This window comes from Micromonospora violae (assembly GCF_004217135.1).
GTDB classification, from domain to species: domain Bacteria; phylum Actinomycetota; class Actinomycetes; order Mycobacteriales; family Micromonosporaceae; genus Micromonospora; species Micromonospora violae.
The window spans coordinates 3,313,791-3,334,052 of the sequence record NZ_SHKK01000001.1; the positions used below are offsets into that span (position 1 = coordinate 3,313,791).

Below are 20,262 nucleotides of genomic sequence, written 5' to 3' on the forward strand. Positions count from 1 at the left end.
CCCGCAATCGTGCCCCACCGACCGTCAGGACTCCGTCGAACGAGAGGAACCATTGGTGAAACCACTCCGGATGTCGGGCCGGCGACCGCTCGCCGCGGCCGCCGCGCTGGGACTGCTGTCCGTACTCGCGGCGCCGGCGTCAGCCGCCGCCACCCCGATCGGGACGGATGCGCCGGGTACGGCCGGACATCAGCCGAGATACGAGCGGACGCTGATTGGGAAGGGCACCCCGGACGAGTGCTTCGCCGGTGTCGGTGTGGCCTATCCACCCGGCCCGCCGTGCGCTACCGGCCAGTCGAAGGTGAACCAGTCCTACCTGTGGGGCATGACCCAGACCGCGCAGAGCCTGTGGTTCGGCACCGGAGCGAACGTCAACTGCTTGACCAGCGGGCGCAACCTGCGCAACACGACACCGAACGTGAACGACGACTGGGTGTGCGAGTACGGGGAGAGCCAGATCGCGAAACGCAACCCGACTCTGCCCGCCACCCTGGGCGACCATCGCCCGCCCCGGTTGTACACGTACGACAAACGTTCGGGGCGGTTGACGGAGAAGACCGAAGCGGTGAAGGGCGCCTCCACCACCGACGCCAACCGGCTGAGTACGACCGCCGGAATCCGGGCCGCCGGCACCCATCAGGGGGTCGCGTTCCTGGGCGGACCCGCCCTGGGCGAGAGCATCAACCTGTTCGCCTTCGACACCGGCACCGGCGCCTTCCTCGGCTCGGTCAACCTGCCGGCGTACGGCAACATCCGCCACTTCGTGGTGGCCGACGGCGCGCTCTACGCGGGTGTCGGGGTGGGCGCGAACGGCGGCAACCGGGGGCACGTGCTGCGCTGGACCGGTTCCCGGAGCAACCCGTTCAGTTTCGTCGAGGTCGCGAACCTGCCGGCCCAGGCGGCGGACCTCACCGTGCACGACGGGCGAATCTTCGTGACGACCTGGACGGGTTCCGATGACGACGCCCTGGCAGCGGCCGTGCCCGGCACGACCGACGAGCCGCTGTCCGGGGTCGCCGGGGTCTGGATGAGCCCGAAGCTGTCGCAGGGGGAACGCGGCCTCACGCCGGCCGACGCCGACAACTGGACCCAGGTCTGGTCGGTCGACGGGTACGAGCCCGATCCGGTCGTCGCCCGCACCTACGCCCTGGGTGGGCTCGCCTCCTACAACGGCTACCTCTACTGGGGCACGATGCACGTGCCGATGAAGGCGACCACGGTGCACATCGCGACCTACCCACCGGCGAACGAGGCCGCGCTGCGGGCCTCGGTACGCGGCACGCAGCGGGCGATCAGCATCTTCCGAGGTAAGAGCTTCGGCGACCGCCACCAGCGGGTGGACCTGCTGTACGGCGCAGCCCAGTTGCCCGCCTACGACCCGCAGGGCAACGGCGGGACGGGCCTCTGGGCCGCCGCCTCGACCGGATACACCCCGTTGTACGGCACGTCGGGCATGGGCAACCCGTACAACAACTACACCTGGAAGATGGCGGTGGCCGACGGGAAGCTCTACGTGGGCACCATGGACTGGAGCTACATCTCCAAGGACCTGGGCCAGGACACCGCCCGGCTGTTGGGTGTCACCGGCGCGGCCGCGGTCGAGTTCGGCGACGCCTCGGTGTTGGCCGACGACCCCCCGCCGGCACCGGTCTACGGCGGGGACCTGTTCGTCTTCGACTCGACCAGCAGGCCGGCCACGGTGGTGGACAACAGTGGGCTCGGCAACTACCTGAACTACGGGATCCGCAACATGATCGCCGACGGATCGACCCTCTACCTGGGCATGGCCAATCCGATGAACCTGCGTACCGACCCCGACGACGACGTTCCCGAGGGCGGCTGGGAACTGATCCGGCTCAGTGTGCAGCGCTGTTAGCCGGTCGGCTCCGCTCGGGCGCCACGTCGCGGGAACGAGCGGAGCCATGCACACCCAAACAAGAATCGATGCAGATCCTTACAAATCCTGAACATTGGCATGCCAGGGTATAATTATGGTTGGAATTGGTATTTCTTGGACACGAAGCGTGGGACCGTACCGTCGGCGGCGACACCTGCTCACGGTCCTGTCGCTCGTCGGAGCGCTCACCCTGCTGGCCGGCTGTGGGCTGTTCCGGGACGACCCGGAGCAGCACGAGGTCAAACCGGTGTCCACCGTGCCCACCGGCTCCTCGACGCACACCCTCGTGGTCGACGGGCAGGAGCGCCGCTTCCGCCTCTACCGGCCGACCACCCTCGCCGGGTCGACCCCGGCGCCGCTCGTGGTCATGCTGCACGGCGCGCTCGGCACCGGCAGCCAGGCGGAGGCCTCCTACGGCTGGAACGCCCGGGCCGACCGGGAGGGCTTTGTCGTCGCGTACCCGGACGGGTTGAGCCGCTCCTGGGCGGTCAGCCCGGACTGCTGCGGCCCACCGGCGCGGGACGGCGTGCACGACGTGGCCTTCATCCAGCAACTGGTGGCCACCGTGGCCGACCAACTTCCGGTGGACCGCACCCGGATCTACGCCACCGGGATCTCCAACGGCGGGATGCTCGCATACCGCCTGGCGTGCGACACGACGCTGTTCGCCGCGATCGGGCCGGTGGCGGCGACCCAACTCGGCCCGTGCTCGTCCCCGGCACCGATCTCCGTGATCCACATTCACGGCATGGCGGACCAGACAGTGCCGTTGAAGGGTGGCCCGGGTAAGCGGGACAACGACGGGACCGGGCGCAATCCGGTCAAGATCGACGGCCCGCCCATCCCCGACCTGCTCGGCCAATGGCGTACCACCGACGGATGCGGGGCGCCGGCGACGACCGCCTCGGGCCCGGTCAGGACCTCGGTCGCCACCTGTCCCGGGGGACGGGCGGTCGAGTTGGTCACCGTCGACGACGCCGGCCACCAGTGGCCCGGTGCCGCCGGCCCCGGACCGCAGGCGCAACGCCTGCTCGGCCTGGATCCACCCGCGACCGCGATGGACGCGACCGAGACCATCTGGCGCTTCTTCGACGCACACCCCCGAACCGGCGGCTGACCCGCACCGGCGGCCATTCATCCGACAGCTCACGAGAGGGAGCAGCAGATGCCCAACAGTGGTGGCAGCCCGGCTGCGGTCGAGGTCGCCGACCTCGTCAAACGCTATCCCGGGAGCACGAGCGCAGCCGTGGACGGGCTGTCCTTCACGGTGGCCCCCGGCGAGATCTTCGGGCTGCTGGGACCCAACGGCGCCGGCAAGTCGACCACCATCGGCGTCCTCACCACCCGGCTGCGCGCGTCCGGGGGCCGGGCGTTCGTCGGCGGGATCGACGTGGTCGGCGACCCGGTCGCAGCCCGTGCCCAGCTGGCCGTCGTACCCCAGCACAACAATCTGGACCGGTCGCTGACGCCACGACAGAACCTGCTGTACCACGCCGCGTACCACGGCGTCGGCCGCGCCGCACGAAACGCGCGGGCCGATGCGCTCCTGGACCGTTTCGGCCTGAAGGACCGGGCGGACAAGCGGATCGAGGCGTACTCGGGCGGCATGGTGCAACGGCTGATGATCGCCCGCGCGCTGATCCACGAACCAGCGGTGCTCTTCCTCGACGAGCCCACCAACGCTCTGGACCCGCAGTCCCGCCGGCTGATCTGGAGCCGGATCCGCGAGATGCGCGGGCGCGGTGTGACGGTCGTCCTGACCACTCACCAGATGAACGCGGCCGCCGCTCTGGTCGACCGGGTCGGCATCGTCGACCACGGTCGGCTGCTCACCGCGGACACGCCGGGCAACCTGGTCAGAGGGCTCGCCGGACGATCGATCCTCGACCTGACGGTCACCCCGGCCGCGCTCGACGAACCGGACGAGTTGCTGGGTGCGCTCTCTGATGTCTCCGGCGTACGCAAGGGTGAACGGCTCGCCGCCCCGCCGCCGCCCGGCGCCGCAGCCGCCAAGCTCCGTTCCGGCCTCGACCTCGGCGGCGGCTCGGGGTTCGGCGCGGGCACGCCCGCCGCACTGGCCGCGCTGGCCCGGGAGCGGGGCGTCGCCACGCTCGCCCCCGACCCGGGCGGGCGCACGCGCGTCCGGATCCGGCTGCATCTCGCCGCCGATCCGGCCACCGTGCTCGGGCCGGCACTCACCGTCCTGACCACACGCTCGGCGACCCTCACCGATGTACACATCGCCGAGCCGAACCTCGAAGACGTCTTCATCGGACTGACCGGAAGGGACCCACGGTGACCGACCTCGACGCCCCGCCGGTTGCCGCAATGAGCCCCACGGCGGCACCTGCGCGACCCAGCGCCCACCAGGCGTTCCTGGCCATTCTGCGCCGGGACCTGTTGGTCACCGCCAACGAACTCTGGGTCATCCTGGTCCAGGTCGGCCTCACCCCGCTGTTCATGCTCTTCGTCTTCGTCAAGGTGCTCGGCGGGCAGGGCGTCGTCGCCCGGAACTTCGCTGACCTGTTCCTGCCCGGCATCGTCGCGCTCGCCGCGCTCACCACCGCGCTACAGAGCGTCGCGCTGCCACTGGTCAAGGAGTTCGGCTTCACCCGGGAGATCGAAGACCGGCTGCTCGCCCCGCTGTCGACGAACCTGGTAGCGGTCGGCAAGCTCGTGGTCGCGATGCTGCGCGGGCTCGTCGCCGCAGCCCTCATCTACCCACTGGGCGCACTGATGGTCGGCTCGGCCCCGTGGGAGCCCGGACGGTTACCGATGGTCCTGCTGACGATCCTGCTCGGCGGATGGATCGGCGGCGGCATCGGCATGACGCTGGCGATGATCCTGCCCATCCAACGGATCAACATCACGTTCTCGCTGGTCGTGACCCCGATCATCTGGACCGGTTGCATCCACTACCCGTGGCCGCGACTCTCCTCGATGCCGTGGTTCCAGACGGTCACCGCCCTCAACCCGATGACCTACGTCTCCGAGGGCGTGCGCGGGGCCATGTTGCCCGGCGTCGCGCACCTGCCGGCCTGGGTCTGTCTGCTGGTCCTGAGCGGGGTTGCCGCACTGGTCACGGTCACCAGCGTCCGAAGTTTCAGTCGACGTGCCGTCCAGTGAACGGCACGGTCACCGAGTCTATCGGAGGTGCTCGTCGATGAACGTGCTGGAACCCCCCAGGTCAGCAGCCCCCGCGTCGGATGGCGCGTTCGCCGCCTGGTTGGCCGGTCGGGCCGGCCGGCTGCTGCTGCGCGTCCGCGCGGAGCTCGGTCACCACGACCCGGCCGCGCTGAAGCGCGCGGGTGATCGGGCGTCGCACCAACTACTGCGCGCTGAACTGGCACGGCACAGAAGCGCCGACGCCGTGCTCTCTGAGGAGGACCACGGCGCCCGGCAGGACTGGACGACGGGTACGGCCGGCCCGTCGCCGGAGCGGCTCGGCGCCGACCGGGTGTGGATCGTGGACCCGTTGGATGGGACCCGCGAGTTCTCCGAGCCGGACCGGACGGACTGGGCGGTGCATGTCGCACTCTGGCAACGGAACGCGCCGACGGAGCACCGCCTCGTCGCGGGCGCCATCGCCCTGCCGGCCCAGCTCCGTACCCTCGGCACCGAGACGCCCCCACCCCGGCCGCCGACGGTCAGCGGTCGGACGATCCGGTTGGCGGCGAGTCGGAGTCGGCCGCCGGCGTTCGTGACGGAGGTGGCGGACGAGGTCGGTGCCGAGTTGGTGCCGATGGGGTCGGCCGGGGCGAAGATCGCCGCGGTGATCACCGGTGAGGTCGACGCGTACGTGCACGCGGGTGGTCAGTACGAGTGGGATTCGGCGGCGCCGGTGGCGGTGGCGACGGCCACCGGACTGCACGCTTCCCGCATCGATGGTTCTGCGTTGAGCTACAACGAGGCCGATCCCCGGCTGCCGGACCTGGTGGTCTGCCGCCCGGAGCTGGCCGCCCCACTCCTCGCCGCGCTGCGGCGACACCTGACCCTCGTGCCGGCACCGGCCACGGCAGCCGGTTGATACCGCGATGACGACAATCGACACGACGCCCGCGGCGGCGTACCGGGTGTCGCACCTGGACGCGATCGAGGCAGAAAGCATCTTCGTCATGCGCGAGGTGGTGGCCGAGCTGGAGCGCCCGGTCCTGCTCTTCTCCGGCGGCAAGGATTCGATCGTGATGCTCCGGTTGGCCCAGAAGGCGTTCGCGCCGGCCCGGATCCCGTTCCCGGTGCTGCACGTCGACACCGGGCACAACTTCGACGAGGTGTTGGACTACCGGGATCAGCGGGTCGCCGAACTCGGCCTGCAGTTGGTGGTGGCGAGCGTACCCGAGGCGTTGGAGGCAGGTCTGGTCCGCGAATCCGCCGACGGGACGCGGAACCGGATCCAGACCCCGGTGTTGTTGGCGGCGGTGGAGAAGTACCGGTTCGACGCGTTGTTCGGCGGGGCGCGGCGGGACGAGGAGAAGGCCCGCGCCAAGGAGCGCATGTTCAGCTTCCGGGACGACTTCGGTCAGTGGGATCCGAAGAACCAGCGGCCGGAGCTGTGGTCGTTGTACAACGGTCGGCATCATCCGGGCGAGTCGATCCGAGTGTTCCCGTTGTCGAACTGGACCGAGCTGGACGTCTGGCACTACATCGCCCAGGAACGGCTGTCGTTGCCGTCGATCTACTACGCCCACGAACGTACGGTGATCGAACGCGACGGGATGCTCTACGCGGTGAACGAGTTCATCGCACCCCGAGGCTCGGAGGAGCCGTTCAAGGCGCGGGTGCGGTACCGGACCGTCGGCGATGCCTCGTGCACGGCGGCGGTGCTGTCCGAGGCGGACACGGTGGACCTGGTGATCGAGGAGGTCGCGGCGACCCGGATCACCGAGCGGGGGGCGACCCGGGGTGACGACCGGGTGAGTGAGACCGCGATGGAAGACCGCAAGCGGGAAGGCTACTTCTGATGGGCACGACCGGGGTCGCGGTGGTCGAGGGCGCAGCGTCCGAGGGCCGGGCGATGGACCTGTTGCGGTTCACGACGGCGGGCAGCGTCGACGACGGCAAGTCGACGCTGATCGGTCGGTTGCTCTACGACACCAAGTCCTTGTTCACGGACCAGTTGGCAGCCGTGGAGGCGGCCAGCGCGGCCAAGGGCGACGAGTACACGAATCTGGCGTTGCTGACCGACGGCCTGCGGGCGGAGCGGGAGCAGGGCATCACGATCGACGTGGCGTACCGGTACTTCGCCACGCCCCGGCGCAAGTTCATCGTCGCCGACACCCCGGGGCACATCCAGTACACCCGGAACATGGTCACCGGCGCCTCCACCGCCGACCTGGCGTTGATCCTGGTCGACGCCCGTAAGGGTTTGGTGGAGCAGTCCCGCCGGCACGCGTTCCTGTGTTCGCTGCTGCGGGTGCCGCACCTGGTGTTGTGTGTGAACAAGATGGACCTGGTGGACTGGTCGCAGAAGGCGTTCGAGCGGATCTCGGACGAGTTCACCGCGTTCGCGGCGAAGTTGGAGGTGCCGGACCTCGCCGTCGTCCCGGTCTCGGCGTTGCACGGCGACAACATCGTGGCCCGCTCCGAGCACACCCCGTGGTACGAGGGCCCGGCACTGCTGCACCACCTGGAGCGGGTGCACATCGCCTCCGACCGGAACCTGGTCGACGTCCGGTTCCCGGTGCAATATGTGATCCGGCCGCAGTCGACCACGATCACCGACTACCGGGGTTACGCCGGCCAGGTCGCTTCGGGTGTGCTGAAGCCGGGAGACGAGGTCGTCGTTCTCCCCTCCGGGCTCACCTCCCAGATCGCGGGGATCGAGACCGCGGACGGACCGGTCGCCGAGGCGTATCCGCCGATGTCGGTCACGGTCCGGTTGACCGACGAGATCGACGTCTCCCGGGGCGACCTGATCTGCCGGCCGAACAACGGCCCGGCAGTCGCGCAGGGCATCGAGGCGATGATCTGCTGGATGGACGAGGCCACCCCGCTGCGTCCCGGCGCGACGTACGCCATCAAGCACACCACCCGTACCGCCCGGGCCGTGATCCGCGAGCTGCACTACCGACTCGATGTGAACTCGCTGCATCGTGACGAGGCCGCCACCGAACTCGGGCTCAACGAAATCGGCCGCGTCCGCATGCGTACGACCGTTCCGCTCCTCGCCGACGAATACCGGCGCAACCGTACCACCGGTGGTTTCATCCTGATCGACGAAACCACCAACCGCACCATCGCTGCCGGGATGATCGTCGATACCAATTGACCTACGGCAAGGGCCCTTCCCGCTACCGGAAATCGGAGCGGAAAGGGCCCTTCGTCACGTCTCAGACAGTAAGGGTCCAGGTGTTGATATAGCCGGTGTCACCGGAGAACACGTCTCGCACCCGGAGCAGCCAGGTGCCGTTCGCCGGCTCGGTGGAGAGATTCGCGGTATAGGTGGCGTTCACGTTGTCGGCACCGTCGAAGAAGCTTTGGCTCTTCAGCCGGTAGGCCGTACCGTCCGGTGCCACCAGATCGATGATCAGGTCACCACGGAAGGTGTGCACGATGTCGACCGCCACTGTGGACGCCGAGGAGGCATTACGGTTACAGCCGGTGATGACGATGCCGCTGGTCACCGCCGTATTGCTGTCGGGTATCGCCACATCGGTGCCGTTGGTGCCCGAGCAGCCGCCGCCACCCGAGCCGGTCACTGTCAACGAGTACGTGGCGCTGCGCGTACCCGCAGTGCCGGCACCGGTGACGGTGACGCCGTAGGTGCCGGCAGGAGTGCTCGCCGAGGTGGCGATGGTGAGCGTGGACGAGCCGCCCGAGGTCACCGTGGCTGGGCTGAACGAGGCGGTGGCGCCACTCGGCAGCCCGCTCGCCGACAGGCTCACCGACTGCGCCGAGCCGCTGGTCGTCGCGGTACTCACGGTGGCGCTGACCGAGCCGCCCGGCGCGGTCGAACCGGCCGTCGGTGACACCCCGACGGAGAAGTCGTCGGCTGGTGGAGTGCCGCCGCCGCCCACGTAGAGCAACTGGTTGGGGGTGCCGGTGCCGACGTTGGTCACCACGTTCGGGGTGGAGTTGCCGACCAGGTAGTCGCGGACCTGCTGCGGGGTCCAGGACGGGTTCGCCGACAGCGCCAGCGCCGCCGCGCCGGCGACGTGCGGCGAGGCCATCGAGGTGCCGCTGATCGTGTTGGTCGCGGTGTTGCCGTTGTACCAGGCCGAGGTGATGTTGACGCCCGGCGCCAGGATGTCGACGCAGGTGCCGAAGTTGGAGAAACTCGCGGCCGCGTCGTTGTTCTGCGTCGCACCCACGGTGATCGCGGAGGCCACCCGCGCCGGGGAGTAGTTACAGGCGTTCTGCCGGACGCCCAGGGCGTTGCCGTTGCCGGCCGCGACCGCGTACGTGACACCGGAATTGATCGAGTTGTTGACGGCCGTGTCGAGTGAGCTGTTGGCGCTACCACCGAGGCTCATGTTCGCCACGGCCGGCTTGATCGCGTTCGCGGTGACCCAGTCGATGCCGCCGATCACCCCGGCATTGGTGCCACTGCCCGAGCAGTTCAGCACCCGTACGCCGACCAACTGGACGCCCTTGGCCACGCCGTACGCCGAGCCGCCGACAGTGCCGGCGACGTGCGTGCCGTGCCCGTTGCAGTCGTCGGCCGACCCGCCGTCGACCGCGTCGTAGCCGGAGGTGGCCCGGCCGCCGAAGTCGTTGTGGGCGAAGTTGATACCGGTGTCGACGATGTACGCGCGCACGTTGGTCGCGGTGTTCGGATAGGTGTACGAGCTGTCCAGCGGTAGGTTGCGCTGGTCGACGCGGTCCAGGCCCCAGGACGGGGGGTTCGGCTGTGTCCCGGAGATGTGGACCGTGTGGTTCTGCTCGACGTACGCGACATCGGGGTGCGCGGCGATCCTGGCCGCCGCCTTGGCGCCGGCGGTGATCTCGAAGCCGCGCAGTGCCGTGGAGTAGGTCCGAGCGACCGCTCCGCCGTGCTGGCCAGCCAGTCTGCTGGCCGTGGCACCGACCTGCGCCCGACTCACCGCGCTCTCCTTGAACACCACGATGTAGCTGTCGGTGACAGCCGTGGCACCGCCGGCGCTACGGACGACGCCTTCCGGTTCGGCCGCCACGGCCGGTGCGGCGGCGGTGAGCGCCAGCACCGCGACGGTGCCCACCACAATTGATCTTCTCGGGAGACTCATTCTCCCCTCCCTCCGATTCGGCACTCGCTCGTCCGCTCGCCCACGACGAGGAATCGATGATGGCCGATTGGGAAAGAGATTACTCAATGAAGGCGGCAAAAGACAGATCTAGGGTCCTCCATGCCGCTCGCAAGATGCAGGTCAAGGTATGGCAATTCATTCCAGATCACGGGCCTGGTGGTCATTCCGAGACGTGCTACCGATTTGTCGACAGCCTATGCACAGCGACCTCTGCACTTCAGCGGAAGAGATGCGTGACAGGTGACCAGGACGAGCTATTCCTCCCACCCATCGCAGGGCCCCGGCGCGTCGGTAGGGCGAGCGAGCGGATGTGGTTGCCCGGTCATGGCGGACAGCGCAGTGGCGACGGCGTTCAGGTCGGCCTTGATGTAGGTAGTGGTGGCCGCACCGGTGCTGTCGGTATGTCCGGCATACGCGCGAGCCACCCCGTAGCCGAAGTGGCGTTCCACCCAGGTGAGGGTCGTGTGGCGTAGCCAGTGGGTCGAGATGCCCTGGGCGGCGACCCAGGGCAGCCGTTCTCCAATGCGCTTCCAGCAGGTCTCGAGCGTGGCGATCGCTCGTTCGCTGCGGGTACGGATCTTCGCGTGGGTGCGGCTCACGGCTTCCTGCCTGCGTGACAGCTTCGGTGGTAGCGGGCCGCTTGAACGGGGTGCGCACGCTGCCGCGGGCGCCTTGATATCCCTTGTCCGCGAAGGTCATCACGGCTGCGCTGTTCAGCGCTTCGCTGATGCCGTGGGTTCGGGCTGCGGTCAGGTCGTGGGCCGAGCCCGGCTAAGGCCGTCCCGGCCCTTGATCAAAAATGAGGAAGTGCCCTCTGATCTGGGATGATCTGGCTTGTCGAAGGCCCTGATCGCCCGTCTCGGAAGGCACCACCAGGTGAAGACTACCGGAGCACGTCCGAAGATCGTGGTCAGCGGTGACGGGCGGGAGTGGTCGGGCATGCCGGGTCCGGTTGTTGGCCGATGTCGCTGAGGTCAGCGGGTTGACCTGTGCGTATCAGCGAGGCCTTGTCCGGGTTGCGGCAGCGCAGGGGTGTTCATGAGCCGGGTCAGGTCGCGGTGGCGGTGATGATCGCCGACGGCGGGGAAGCGATTTGCGGACCTGGCTGTGCTGCGTGCTCAGGCGGAACTGTTCGGTCCGGTGGCCTCGGACCCGACCGCCTGGCGTCTCTTGTCGGCTGTGGACGCAGCTGCGCTGGCGGGGCTGCGCGTGGCCAGAGTGCAGGCGCGGGAGGTGGCGTGGGCGCAGACGGCCGAGACCCGTGGTGGTCTGCCCGCCGTGGTGGTGGCCGGGCAGGCGGTGCCCGGGTTGGTCCTGGGCCTGGACGCCTCCATCGTGATCTGCCATTCGGAGAAGGAGTCAGCGACCCGGACGTGGAAGAAGACGTTCGGCTACCACCCGCTGTTCTGCTTCCTGGACAACACCCGTGAAGCCCTGTCGGGGTTACTGCGGGAGGGCCGGGCAGGCTCCAACACCACCGCCGATCACCTCACCGTCCTGGACCAGGCCCTCGTGCAGATCCCGGACGCGCATCGCTACGGCACCGACATCCTCATCCGGTCGGGCTCGGCCGGCTGCACCCATGGGTTCCTGGCCCACATCCGCAGCCTGCGTGAGCACGGCATCAACAACTTCTACAGTGTGGGCGTGGCGATCACCGAACCGATCCGCGAGGCGATGCGCCACGCCACCGGATGGATCCCTGCCGCCGACGCCAACGGCGACCTCCGCGACGACGCCGAGATCTGCGAGATCACCGGCATCGTCCCAGGCAATGGCTACCCAGCCGGGACGCGGTTCGTCGTGCGCCGGGGACGTCCGCATCCCGGCGCGCAACTGACGCTGTTCGACACCGTCGAAGGCTGGCGCCACCAGGTGATGGCCACCGACACCCCACCCGGCGAGGGGTCGATCCAGTACCTGGAGGCCCGCCACCGTGGCCACGCCCGCGTCGAGGACCGCATCCGCACCGGCAAGGACACCGGCCTCGGCCGCTTCCCCTCCCGGGTATTCGCCATCAACGCCGCCTGGCTGGAACTCGCACTCACCGACATCGATCTGTTCGCCTGGACCCAGCACCTCCTCCTCGACGGCGACCTCGCCACCGCCGAACCGAAGAAACTGCGCTACTGGCTGCTACACGTCCCCGCCCGGATCACCCGCTCAGCCCGTCGCACCCGCCTGCGCATCGCCGAAGCCTGGCCCTGGACCGAGCAACTCCTCACCGCGTTCACTCGCCTCACCTCACCGCGCTGCCCCGCCCACTGACCTGAACACGCCCACCCCGACCCAACGAACACCTGGAGGACCCCGGCCCACGCGCAGGACGGGCGCGGTCAGCAGCGAGCCGACGACCGCGTGAAGCGAGAACGCGAGCAGGATGACCGGGATCGCGGGTTATGCAGGCTGCGCAGGGCGAAGTAGACGGCGCCGCCGGCGATGATGCCGGGCCGGGCGAAGGCCAGCACCGAGAAGCCGACCACGGTCAACCACGGGCCGGTACGCAACAGGGTGCGCAACGAGGCGCGGACGCTGCCGCGCTCGCGGACGACCGGCGTGAGCGGCACGCGCTCCTTGAGAAGGCGAAGACGGGGGTTGATCTTCCGGCGAGCGGCATCGATGAATGCCACACAAAGCATTGACGGGGATAAGAAGCACGTCTAATTTTGACGTGGCGACCGATCAGCCGGGCTCGCACTCCGGGACCGAGTCGCCGGCAAGATCAAATCCGGGGGAAATGGGCCACTCACTCGATTAGGAGCCACGCCTGCAATCTATTCGGCGCCGGCGCCGGAACAGGCACGTCCCACATTCTTCCGAGCGTATCCACCGGGACCCACGCCACGGGGCCGGCGCGGGCCATCGCTGCAACCGACGGAGGATAAGTGACCATCGACAACGCTGAGCCCGACATCGAACCGGTCGATCTGCTCTCACAGGAGCTGGCCGAGGATCCGCACGGCGGGTACGCCGCGCTCCGTGAGCGCGCGCCCGTGGTGCCCGCGTCGGTCATGGGTGGGCCTCCGATGTGCCTCGTGACCAGGTATGCCGAGGTCCGGTCCGTGCTGACCGACACACGCTTCCGCAACAACGCGACCTCGGTCAACGAGGGCCAGGACGTGCGGAGCGTCATCATGAACACGCTGAACGTCCCCGCTGACCTCGTCGACTACCTGGCGCAGAACATCCTGAACACCGACGGCGACGAACACGCGCGGCTGCGCAAGCTCATCTCGCGGGCGTTCACCCCGCGCCGGGTCGGCGACATGCGACTGCGGATGGAGGAGATCACCGCGCAGCTGCTTGACGAGCTGGCCGAAGCGGGTGCCAATGGCACTCCGGTCAACATTGTCGAAGGCCTGTGCTATCCGCTGCCGATCACGGTGATTTGCGAGATGATCGGCATTCCCGTCGAGGACCGTCCGCGCTGGCAGGCGTGGGGCCGGACCCTGTCGTCGATGGATGCGCAGGGCCTTCCCACGGCGCTGCGCGAGACCGTCGAGCACGTGTACGAGCTGGTCGGCCGCCGGCGTGCCGAACCGGCGGACGACCTGATCACGGGGCTGATTCAGGTGCAGGAGGACGACGGCGACCGGCTCTCCGACCGAGAGATGGTCACCATGATCATCGCTTTGGTGATCGCGGGTCACGACACCACCGCCCAGCTGCTGGCCAGCTCGGTGGAGGCGCTGCTCGCTCACCCGGACCAGCTCGAGCGTCTCGCCGCGGAGCCCGCGTTCTGGCCGCACGCCGTGCACGAACTGATGCGGATGCGTGGGCCGGTGTTCGGCCAACCGCGCTACCCGAGCGTCGACGTCGAGATCGGCGGTACGACCATCAAGGCCGGCACGCCGGTGCTAGCCGCGCTGCTCGCCGCGAACACCGACCCACGCGAGTTCGACAACCCCGATGAGCTGAATCTCCGCCGCGAGCCCGGGCGCCGGGAGCGCCACATGTCCTTCGGTCAGGGCGCGCACTACTGTCTCGGCGCCGCACTGGTCCGCGACGAGGTGGAGATCGCGTTGCGCGCGTTGTTCACCCGATTTCCACGCCTGGCGCTGGCCGTGCCTAAGGTCGAGCGGACGATGCGCCCCGGCTCCAGCCGCATCCTCGACATGCCGGTGCTGCTGAACGACGCCGCACAGTAGCGGCCGACGGCGACATCAACGTTAGAGGTCGCGCAGATAGGTCAAGATCATGAGCCGCGGGTGGGACAGTCACCCCATCGGCAAAGGGTCCATGCCTGCGGGCCGCGCTACGTTGGGTGATCATGGCGTCGGTAGGTCGGAGAACCACCGATCACGCGTTCCTAGCGTTCGTAGCAGCGTTGGAGCCGGTTGAAGGCCTTGTGCCAGGCTTTCGTCCGCTCGACATGCAGCCTTGCCCCGCCCAGACGGGCGCCTTGTCGGCTTTGTAGGCAATCTCGCCCGTGCAGTTCGCGGCTTCGAGGAGTTCCCGGGTGACCTGCAAGCCGTAGCCGGCGTCCAGGCACACCGCCACCCTCCGGCAGCGGGCCGCACGCGTCCAGCTTGTCGGGAACGAGGCGATTTGCCATCGTGGACGGTAGCGACCCAACGGATGCGACGGATCAACAACCGGCCGCTCACGTAGCAGCGCGGCGAACTGGTCCCGCAAAGGGGGTCATCAGCCGTGATGGAACAACGGGCACGGACACCCGAAACGATCACGAGGCGTAAGCACCCTCATGATCACGGAGGTCCGTGCCCGCCTCGTACCCGGGGCTACCCTCCTGCCCTATTTGCACGAGCTCTTACTGTAGGATCGGACATCGATCGGTGCATGCTGGCCCTCGGTTGTCGGGCGAGCAGCAATGCTATTCACGGAGCCGCCGAAGGACCGTTCATGAGCGCGAGACGCGGGTGGTGCACATTGCGTTCCCGCAGCGAAAGTAGACGTTTATTGCGCGGGCGCCACCCATTTTCCGGTGGCTGGTGCGGCAATTCGGCCGCCACCGCGTGAGGACCCCGGAAGGAAGCTCAGATGATCACAGATCCGACGATCCTGCGGATCGGCGAGGCCGTGCAACTCAACCATGGAGGCGAGCGAGAAACCGCTCGCCGCATGTTCGAGGAAATCTGGGAAGAGATCGGCGGAGAACAGGGCGATCCCCTGCAACGCTGCACGCTCGCGCATGCGATGGCCGATGCGCAGGACGACGTCGAGCAGGAGCTGCTGTGGGATCAGCGGGCGCTGACGGCGGCCGGCCTGATCAGCAAGGAGCGGATCGCGGAGGCCGGGGTGGCCCTCTCGGTCGAGGGTCTCTACCCTTCGCTGCACCTGAACCTGAGCGAGTGCTACCGCAAGCTCGGCGACCTCGATCGGGCTCGTGAGCACCTGAAGCAGGCACAGGCCACCATCGGGGCGCTGGGCGACGACCCGTACGGGCAGTTGATCAGGGACGGTCTCAAGAAGGTGACCGAGCTGTTGCGCTGACTGAGCCCGAGCCGCCGGGTGCGAGGCACCCGGCGGCGAGCGCGGTCACGACGGAACCGAATCGCGGCCGAACAGCCGGATCGCCCAGACGAAGCCGACAACCCCGATGCCGACGCACCAGGCCAGCGCGACGATCGCTGTGGATCCGGCCGGGTTCCCGGCGAGCAGGGCCCGGATGGTCTCGATGATCGGGGTGAGCGGCTGGTGCTCGGCGAGCCACGACACCACCGCCGGCATGGTGTCGGTCGGCACGAACGCGCTGCTGAAGAACGGCAGAAACTGGAAGATGAGGGTGTTGCTGGTGGCCTGCTGGAGCGTGCGCGCCGACAGGGCCAAGGCCACCACCAGCCACGTGAGCGCGAGGCTGAACAGCGAGACCAGCCCCAGGGCGCCGAGCCACCCCACCAGTCCCCCGTCGGAGCGATAGCCCAGCAGCAGGCACACCAGCAGCGTGATGAGGACGCTTATCGTCGTGCGGATCAGGCTCTCCAGGACATGGCCGCCGAGGATCGCCGCCCTGGAGATGGACATGGTGCGGAAACGGCTGACGATGCCCGAGCTCATGTCGCTGAAGACGTTAAACGCCGTGGTGGTGCACCCGAAGTTGACGGTGATCAGCAGGACCGCGGGTGCGGCGAACTCGATGTAGGACGTGCCCGCCGTCGCCTCTGCGAGCGCGTTGCCGTAGACGCCGACGAACATCAGCAGCACGAAGATCGGCTGACCGACGTAAACGATCATCATCACCGGATAGCGCAGCAAATGCTTCAGGTTGCGGCGCAGCATCGTGGCGGCGTCGGGGACGACGTAGGTCAGGGAGCTCATCGCGTCGCCCTCTCGAGAGAGTCGGTGGTGGCCGAGGTCTTCGCTCCGCTCCCGGTGAGGGCGAAGAAGACGTCGTCCAGGTCGGGGGTGTGCATCGACAGCCCGCCGAGCTCGATGCCGGCGCGTTCGAGCCGGTCGAGCACGGACCGTACGTCGTCGGGCCGCCCGTCGCTGGGCAGGCTCAGGGTCAGCGCCTCGTCGTCCGTCGTGGCGCCGTCGAAGTGTGCGGCGGCGCTGGCGAGCGCCTCAGCGTCGGTGAACTGGAGACGGATGTGCCCGCCCGGCACCCGCTGCTTCAGCGCATCCGACGTTCCCTCCGCGACGATGCGACCGCCGTCGAGCACTGCGATCCAGTCGGCCAGTTCGTCGGCCTCCTCGAGGTACTGCGTGGTGAGGAAGATCGTGACCCCGCCGGCCGCCAATGATCGGATGAGTTCCCACATCGTGCGTCTGCTGCGGGGATCCAGGCCGGTCGTCGGCTCGTCGAGGAAGAGGATGCGCGGGTCACCGACAAGCGTCATCGCCAGGTCCAGCCGCCGGCGCATCCCCAGCGAATAGGTCGAAAGCAGTTTGTCGGCCGCGTCGACGAGGTCGAAGTGCTGGAGTAGCTGCTGCACCCGTTCGCGGCCCTCCCTCTTGCGGAGGTGCCGCAGGTCGGCCATCAGCTGGAGGTTCTCCCGGCCGGTGAGGAGATGGTCCACGGCCGAGAGCTGGCCCGTGACGCCGATCGCGGCCCGGGCGGCGTCGCCGGCGGTCGCGACGTCGTGGCCGGCGATCACGACCGTCCCGGCGTCGGCGGTCAGCAGCGTCGTGAGGATGTTCACGACGGTGGTCTTCCCGGCGCCGTTCGGGCCGAGCATCGCGTACACCCTGCCTGCTCCGACGGCCACGTCGATGCCGTCGAGGACGACGTGGTCGCCGAACGCCTTGCGCAGGCCTGAGGCGGCGATCGCCATCTGTGCACGGTCGGTCATGCTGTCTCCTTCGTGGCGAACGCTTCGATCAGATGGCGGGCCGGTAGAAGTACGTCTTCCGGAAGGCGATCTTCCCGTCGCGGACCCGATAGACGTCGATGAACTCCTCGTCCAGGTGCTGCCCGGTGCGGCTCGTCCCGACGAACCTGCCCCAGCAGGTGACCGTGCCCAGGTCGCTGACGATCTGCTCGACCTGGTGCCGGCCCGACGCTATGTTGCGTTCCGTCCGGTAGAACCGGTCGAGCTGCGACAGGCCGACCAGCGGGTCGTACCCGGGACGGCAGTACGTGCATTCCTCGGCGAAGAGCGCGCCGAGTTCATTCCAGCGACGCTCGTCGATGATGTCGAAGAGCTCGGTGACCAGCAGTTCGGCGGAATCCCGCGTGGACGCCGGCCAATGACTCACCCGCTCCATGGCTACTCCCGGGAGATCGAATAGGGATCAAAGGCATCGTGCGGCCGCGTCTCCAGCTCGGCCCGCGACCCGACACCCAGCTCGTCGGCGATCTCGAGCAGCACGTCCAGGGCCAGGTGGTCCTCGAGGGCGAAGCCGGTGGAGTCAAAGACCGTCAGGCGATCACGGTGCGCGACCGCCTGCGAGGTGAACGCGCACAGCTCACCCAGGCTGGGTCCGATCGCCCCTCCTGCGGCGTCGTCGCCGGCCAACTGCTGGCACTCCCCCTCCCGCAGGGCCTGCTCCGGGTGGTCCGGGCAGATGAACGCCTCGCGTAGAAGACGTCGCGGCAGCTCGGTCTTGCCGACCAGGTCCGAGCCGATCGCGTTGATGTGCAGGTGCTCCTGGTGGTCGCCGTACGGCAGCACCGGCGGCTCACCCACACCCGTGGATGTCGCCGTGCTGATGATGTCGGCCCTTGCCAGGATGACGTCCGGCGGCGCAACAGTGATGGGTACGCCCAGGAACGCGGTGCGCGCCGCCAGGCCGGCCGCGTTCTCCTTGCGCACGTCCCACACGAGCACCCGCTCGACGGGAAACGTACGGGTCAGAGCGTGCAACTGGGTGACCGCCTGTGCGCCGGCGCCGATGAGCCCGACGACAGTGCTCTCCGGCCGTGCCAGCAAGGACGACGCCACCGCCGACGTGGCTCCGGTGCGCAGGGCGGTGAGGACGTTGCCGTCCGCCAGCACGAGCAGCCTGCCGGTGTCGCCGTCGTACCGGGCCAGGGTGCTCAGAATCGTCGGCAGCCCGAAGAGCCGCGGGTTCTCCGGGCTGTATGCCACCGTCTTGATGGTGATGCCCTGCCCGGAGTCGTAGTGTGGCATCCACTCCAGGACACCGCGCGTCGGATGCTCCCGCTCGAACCCGCTGCGAGCGGGCGACAGCTCACGGGCGCGCTGGCCGAGCTCAGTCAGGCCCTTGGTGAGTCGTTCGATGATGCGGTCCATGAGCGCGTCACGCCCGACCGTAGTTAGCACACGCTCGATCTCGGCGTGGCCGATCAACAGCGTATCCACGACCTCCCCCTTCACGGCAGGCGCTAGACGACCCGGCGTTGCGGACGTGAGAACGGACACGGTTGCGCGAAGAAGTTGGTGCGCTCCTGCACGTCGCGGAAGTTGGCCTGCGTCACCTTGCCGGTGACAGACAGCAGCAATCCGTCGGACGATTCGGGACCGTCGAGATACTCCACCAGGGGCCCGGCCAGGCTCGTCGGCACCGGCAAGCGCTTGTCGACACGGGCGAGCGGATCGTTCGACGCGGCGTTGTCCCGCATCTTGCGTACGGTTCCGACGGCGTCCCGCGCACCGGTCAGCGACTTCGTCTCCATCCCGCCGAGGTTGTTGCGCGGCAGATGAAGGTGCATGTCGCGCCAGGAGAAGATGAAGACCTGCAAATCCCGCACGTTGCGGTGCAGGCGGCGGGCGAGCGGATCGGCGCCACCCGCGTCGCCGTACTGCCGGATGGCGTCGATCAGCTGCTCGTACAGCTCGGTGAAAAGCTCGAAGCGGATGCTTACCGAGTGGCTGCCGCTGGTCAGGCCGAGGTTCTCCCGGATCTGGTGGTAGTCGCGCGTGCTCAGGTTGTCGACGAGCGGCGGCAGGCACGCCTCGATCGGGTCGAACAGCTCACCGGCGCCGTCCAGGGCGTCCACCGCCGCGACGATCTCGCCCGTCCGAATCCGGCGGATCGCGATCTCGACCCGATCGTTGATCTCCCGGATAAGCAGTTCAGGGATCTGGTGTAGGGCCCGGAACTGGGTGAAATACGTGTCGCCGCGCAACTGGTGCTCGAAGACCGCATGGCGGATCGAGTCGGACACGAGCACGCGGTCCGGCGGCTGCTCCGGCGCGGGATGGGCCGAGGCGCTGAGGTTCGCGCTCCACACCCGGGCGTCGTGGTTGGCGATGCGTGCGCAATGCAGCACGCCGAACCACGCGTCGTCGAGGGACCGGTGCGCGATCACCGCGCCGAGATCGACCTCCGGCCGGTCAGCGAGCGCCGTGAGCTCCCGGTCGAAGCGTCCCAGCGCGCCCCTGAACTCGGCGAAGGCGGGCGTCCCGTCCACCGTCCATCGTGGCACCTCGGCGTCCCAGCCTCCGCTGACCCGGCGGGCCGCCAGGCTCAGCCGAACCAGGACGCGATGGAAGCCACGTACCCAATGAAGTTCGGTCGCCGCCGCCGCGACCTCTCCGTCGCGAAGATGGACGGCGGCGCGGTCGAGGAGCTGGACCAGGTTGTGCAGACCGATCTCCACCGACTGGTAGAGGCCGATCAGCAGCGCCTCGTCGGTGCCCGGGCCGGCCACCATCGCCGCCCGGGCGGCGTCGATGGAGCCGAGGCTTTGCAGGACGTGGTAGTCCTCGGCGATCACACCGCGGTGATTCTCCATCGGCGCACCTGGTGCACGTTGCGTCGTGGGCACGACGT

The 20,262-nt window shown here is 68.5% G+C and carries 16 protein-coding genes and 2 pseudogenes; 10 read left to right on the forward strand and 8 right to left on the reverse strand.

Annotated features, from left to right (window positions below; translation table 11 throughout):
* Positions 1-55 precede the first annotated feature (55 nt).
* The 7 genes from EV382_RS14690 to EV382_RS14720 all read left to right on the forward strand — a co-directional run bounded on the left by EV382_RS14690 (position 56) and on the right by EV382_RS14720 (position 8,165).
* Complete coding sequence (locus EV382_RS14690; protein ID WP_244236692.1) at positions 56-1,876, forward strand: hypothetical protein; 1,821 nt, start codon at positions 56-58, stop codon at positions 1,874-1,876.
* Between the two features lie 148 nt (positions 1,877-2,024).
* Positions 2,025-3,014, forward strand: coding sequence for an extracellular catalytic domain type 1 short-chain-length polyhydroxyalkanoate depolymerase (locus EV382_RS14695; RefSeq protein WP_244236693.1), 990 nt, complete (start codon positions 2,025-2,027; stop codon positions 3,012-3,014).
* 48 nt (positions 3,015-3,062) lie between these two features.
* Positions 3,063-4,196, forward strand: a complete 1,134-nt coding sequence (locus tag EV382_RS14700; RefSeq protein ID WP_130402371.1) for an ABC transporter ATP-binding protein — start codon at positions 3,063-3,065, stop codon at positions 4,194-4,196.
* A complete protein-coding gene (locus tag EV382_RS14705; RefSeq protein WP_244236694.1) occupies positions 4,193-5,023 on the forward strand; it encodes an ABC transporter permease in 831 nt (276 codons plus the stop codon). The genes EV382_RS14700 and EV382_RS14705 overlap by 4 nt, the downstream gene beginning before the upstream one ends.
* Positions 5,024-5,060: 37 nt before the next feature.
* Entirely contained in the window at positions 5,061-5,924 is an 864-nt protein-coding gene (locus EV382_RS14710; protein ID WP_130402373.1) for a 3'(2'),5'-bisphosphate nucleotidase CysQ, read from the forward strand.
* Between the two features lie 7 nt (positions 5,925-5,931).
* Positions 5,932-6,858 (forward strand): sulfate adenylyltransferase subunit CysD, encoded by a 927-nt coding sequence (gene cysD / locus EV382_RS14715; protein ID WP_130402375.1) that lies wholly within the window; start codon positions 5,932-5,934, stop codon positions 6,856-6,858.
* Complete coding sequence (locus EV382_RS14720; RefSeq protein ID WP_130402377.1) at positions 6,858-8,165, forward strand: sulfate adenylyltransferase subunit 1; 1,308 nt, start codon at positions 6,858-6,860, stop codon at positions 8,163-8,165. Before cysD ends, EV382_RS14720 begins: the two co-directional genes overlap by 1 nt.
* A 61-nt stretch (positions 8,166-8,226) precedes the next feature.
* On the opposite strand, the gene EV382_RS14725 is transcribed toward EV382_RS14720, so the two are convergent.
* Both EV382_RS14725 and EV382_RS34075 read right to left on the reverse strand, forming a co-directional pair.
* Positions 8,227-10,101 (reverse strand): S8 family peptidase, encoded by a 1,875-nt coding sequence (locus EV382_RS14725; protein ID WP_130402379.1) that lies wholly within the window; start codon positions 10,099-10,101, stop codon positions 8,227-8,229.
* Positions 10,102-10,376: 275 nt separating this feature from the next.
* Positions 10,377-10,893, reverse strand: a pseudogene (locus EV382_RS34075) (transposase family protein); the annotation flags it as partial.
* An 85-nt stretch (positions 10,894-10,978) separates the two neighbouring features.
* Here EV382_RS34075 and EV382_RS14735 point away from each other — a divergent pair.
* Positions 10,979-12,390, forward strand: a pseudogene (locus EV382_RS14735) (IS1380 family transposase); the annotation flags it as partial.
* A gap of 68 nt (positions 12,391-12,458) precedes the next feature.
* Here the strand turns inward: EV382_RS14735 and EV382_RS14740 are convergent.
* Positions 12,459-12,689 (reverse strand): hypothetical protein, encoded by a 231-nt coding sequence (locus EV382_RS14740; RefSeq protein ID WP_130402381.1) that lies wholly within the window; start codon positions 12,687-12,689, stop codon positions 12,459-12,461.
* Between the two features lie 318 nt (positions 12,690-13,007).
* Here EV382_RS14740 and EV382_RS14745 point away from each other — a divergent pair, with 318 nt between their 5' ends.
* Positions 13,008-14,270, forward strand: coding sequence for a cytochrome P450 family protein (locus tag EV382_RS14745; protein WP_244236695.1), 1,263 nt, complete (start codon positions 13,008-13,010; stop codon positions 14,268-14,270).
* An 853-nt stretch (positions 14,271-15,123) separates the two neighbouring features.
* The gene (locus EV382_RS14750; protein ID WP_130402383.1) at positions 15,124-15,576 is read left to right on the forward strand and encodes a tetratricopeptide repeat protein; all 453 of its coding nucleotides are present in this window, start codon (positions 15,124-15,126) and stop codon (positions 15,574-15,576) included.
* A gap of 45 nt (positions 15,577-15,621) precedes the next feature.
* On the opposite strand, the gene EV382_RS14755 is transcribed toward EV382_RS14750, so the two are convergent.
* Genes EV382_RS14755 through EV382_RS14775 form a run of 5 tightly spaced genes read right to left on the reverse strand, consistent with a single transcriptional unit; the run spans position 15,622 to position 20,206 of the window.
* The gene (locus EV382_RS14755) at positions 15,622-16,401 is read right to left on the reverse strand and encodes an ABC transporter permease (RefSeq protein ID WP_208758419.1); all 780 of its coding nucleotides are present in this window, start codon (positions 16,399-16,401) and stop codon (positions 15,622-15,624) included.
* Positions 16,398-17,375 carry an ATP-binding cassette domain-containing protein gene (locus EV382_RS14760; protein ID WP_130402385.1) on the reverse strand — a complete coding sequence of 326 codons (978 nt, stop codon included), beginning with the start codon at positions 17,373-17,375 and terminating at the stop codon, positions 16,398-16,400. The genes EV382_RS14755 and EV382_RS14760 overlap by 4 nt, the downstream gene beginning before the upstream one ends.
* 28 nt (positions 17,376-17,403) lie before the next feature.
* Positions 17,404-17,790, reverse strand: a complete 387-nt coding sequence (locus tag EV382_RS14765; RefSeq protein WP_130402387.1) for a nuclear transport factor 2 family protein — start codon at positions 17,788-17,790, stop codon at positions 17,404-17,406.
* Positions 17,791-17,792: 2 nt separating this feature from the next.
* Entirely contained in the window at positions 17,793-18,848 is a 1,056-nt protein-coding gene (locus EV382_RS14770) for an ornithine cyclodeaminase family protein (protein ID WP_244236696.1), read from the reverse strand.
* Positions 18,849-18,871: 23 nt separating this feature from the next.
* Positions 18,872-20,206, reverse strand: a complete 1,335-nt coding sequence (locus EV382_RS14775) for a hypothetical protein (protein ID WP_130402389.1) — start codon at positions 20,204-20,206, stop codon at positions 18,872-18,874.
* Between the last annotated feature and the right edge of the window lie 56 nt (positions 20,207-20,262).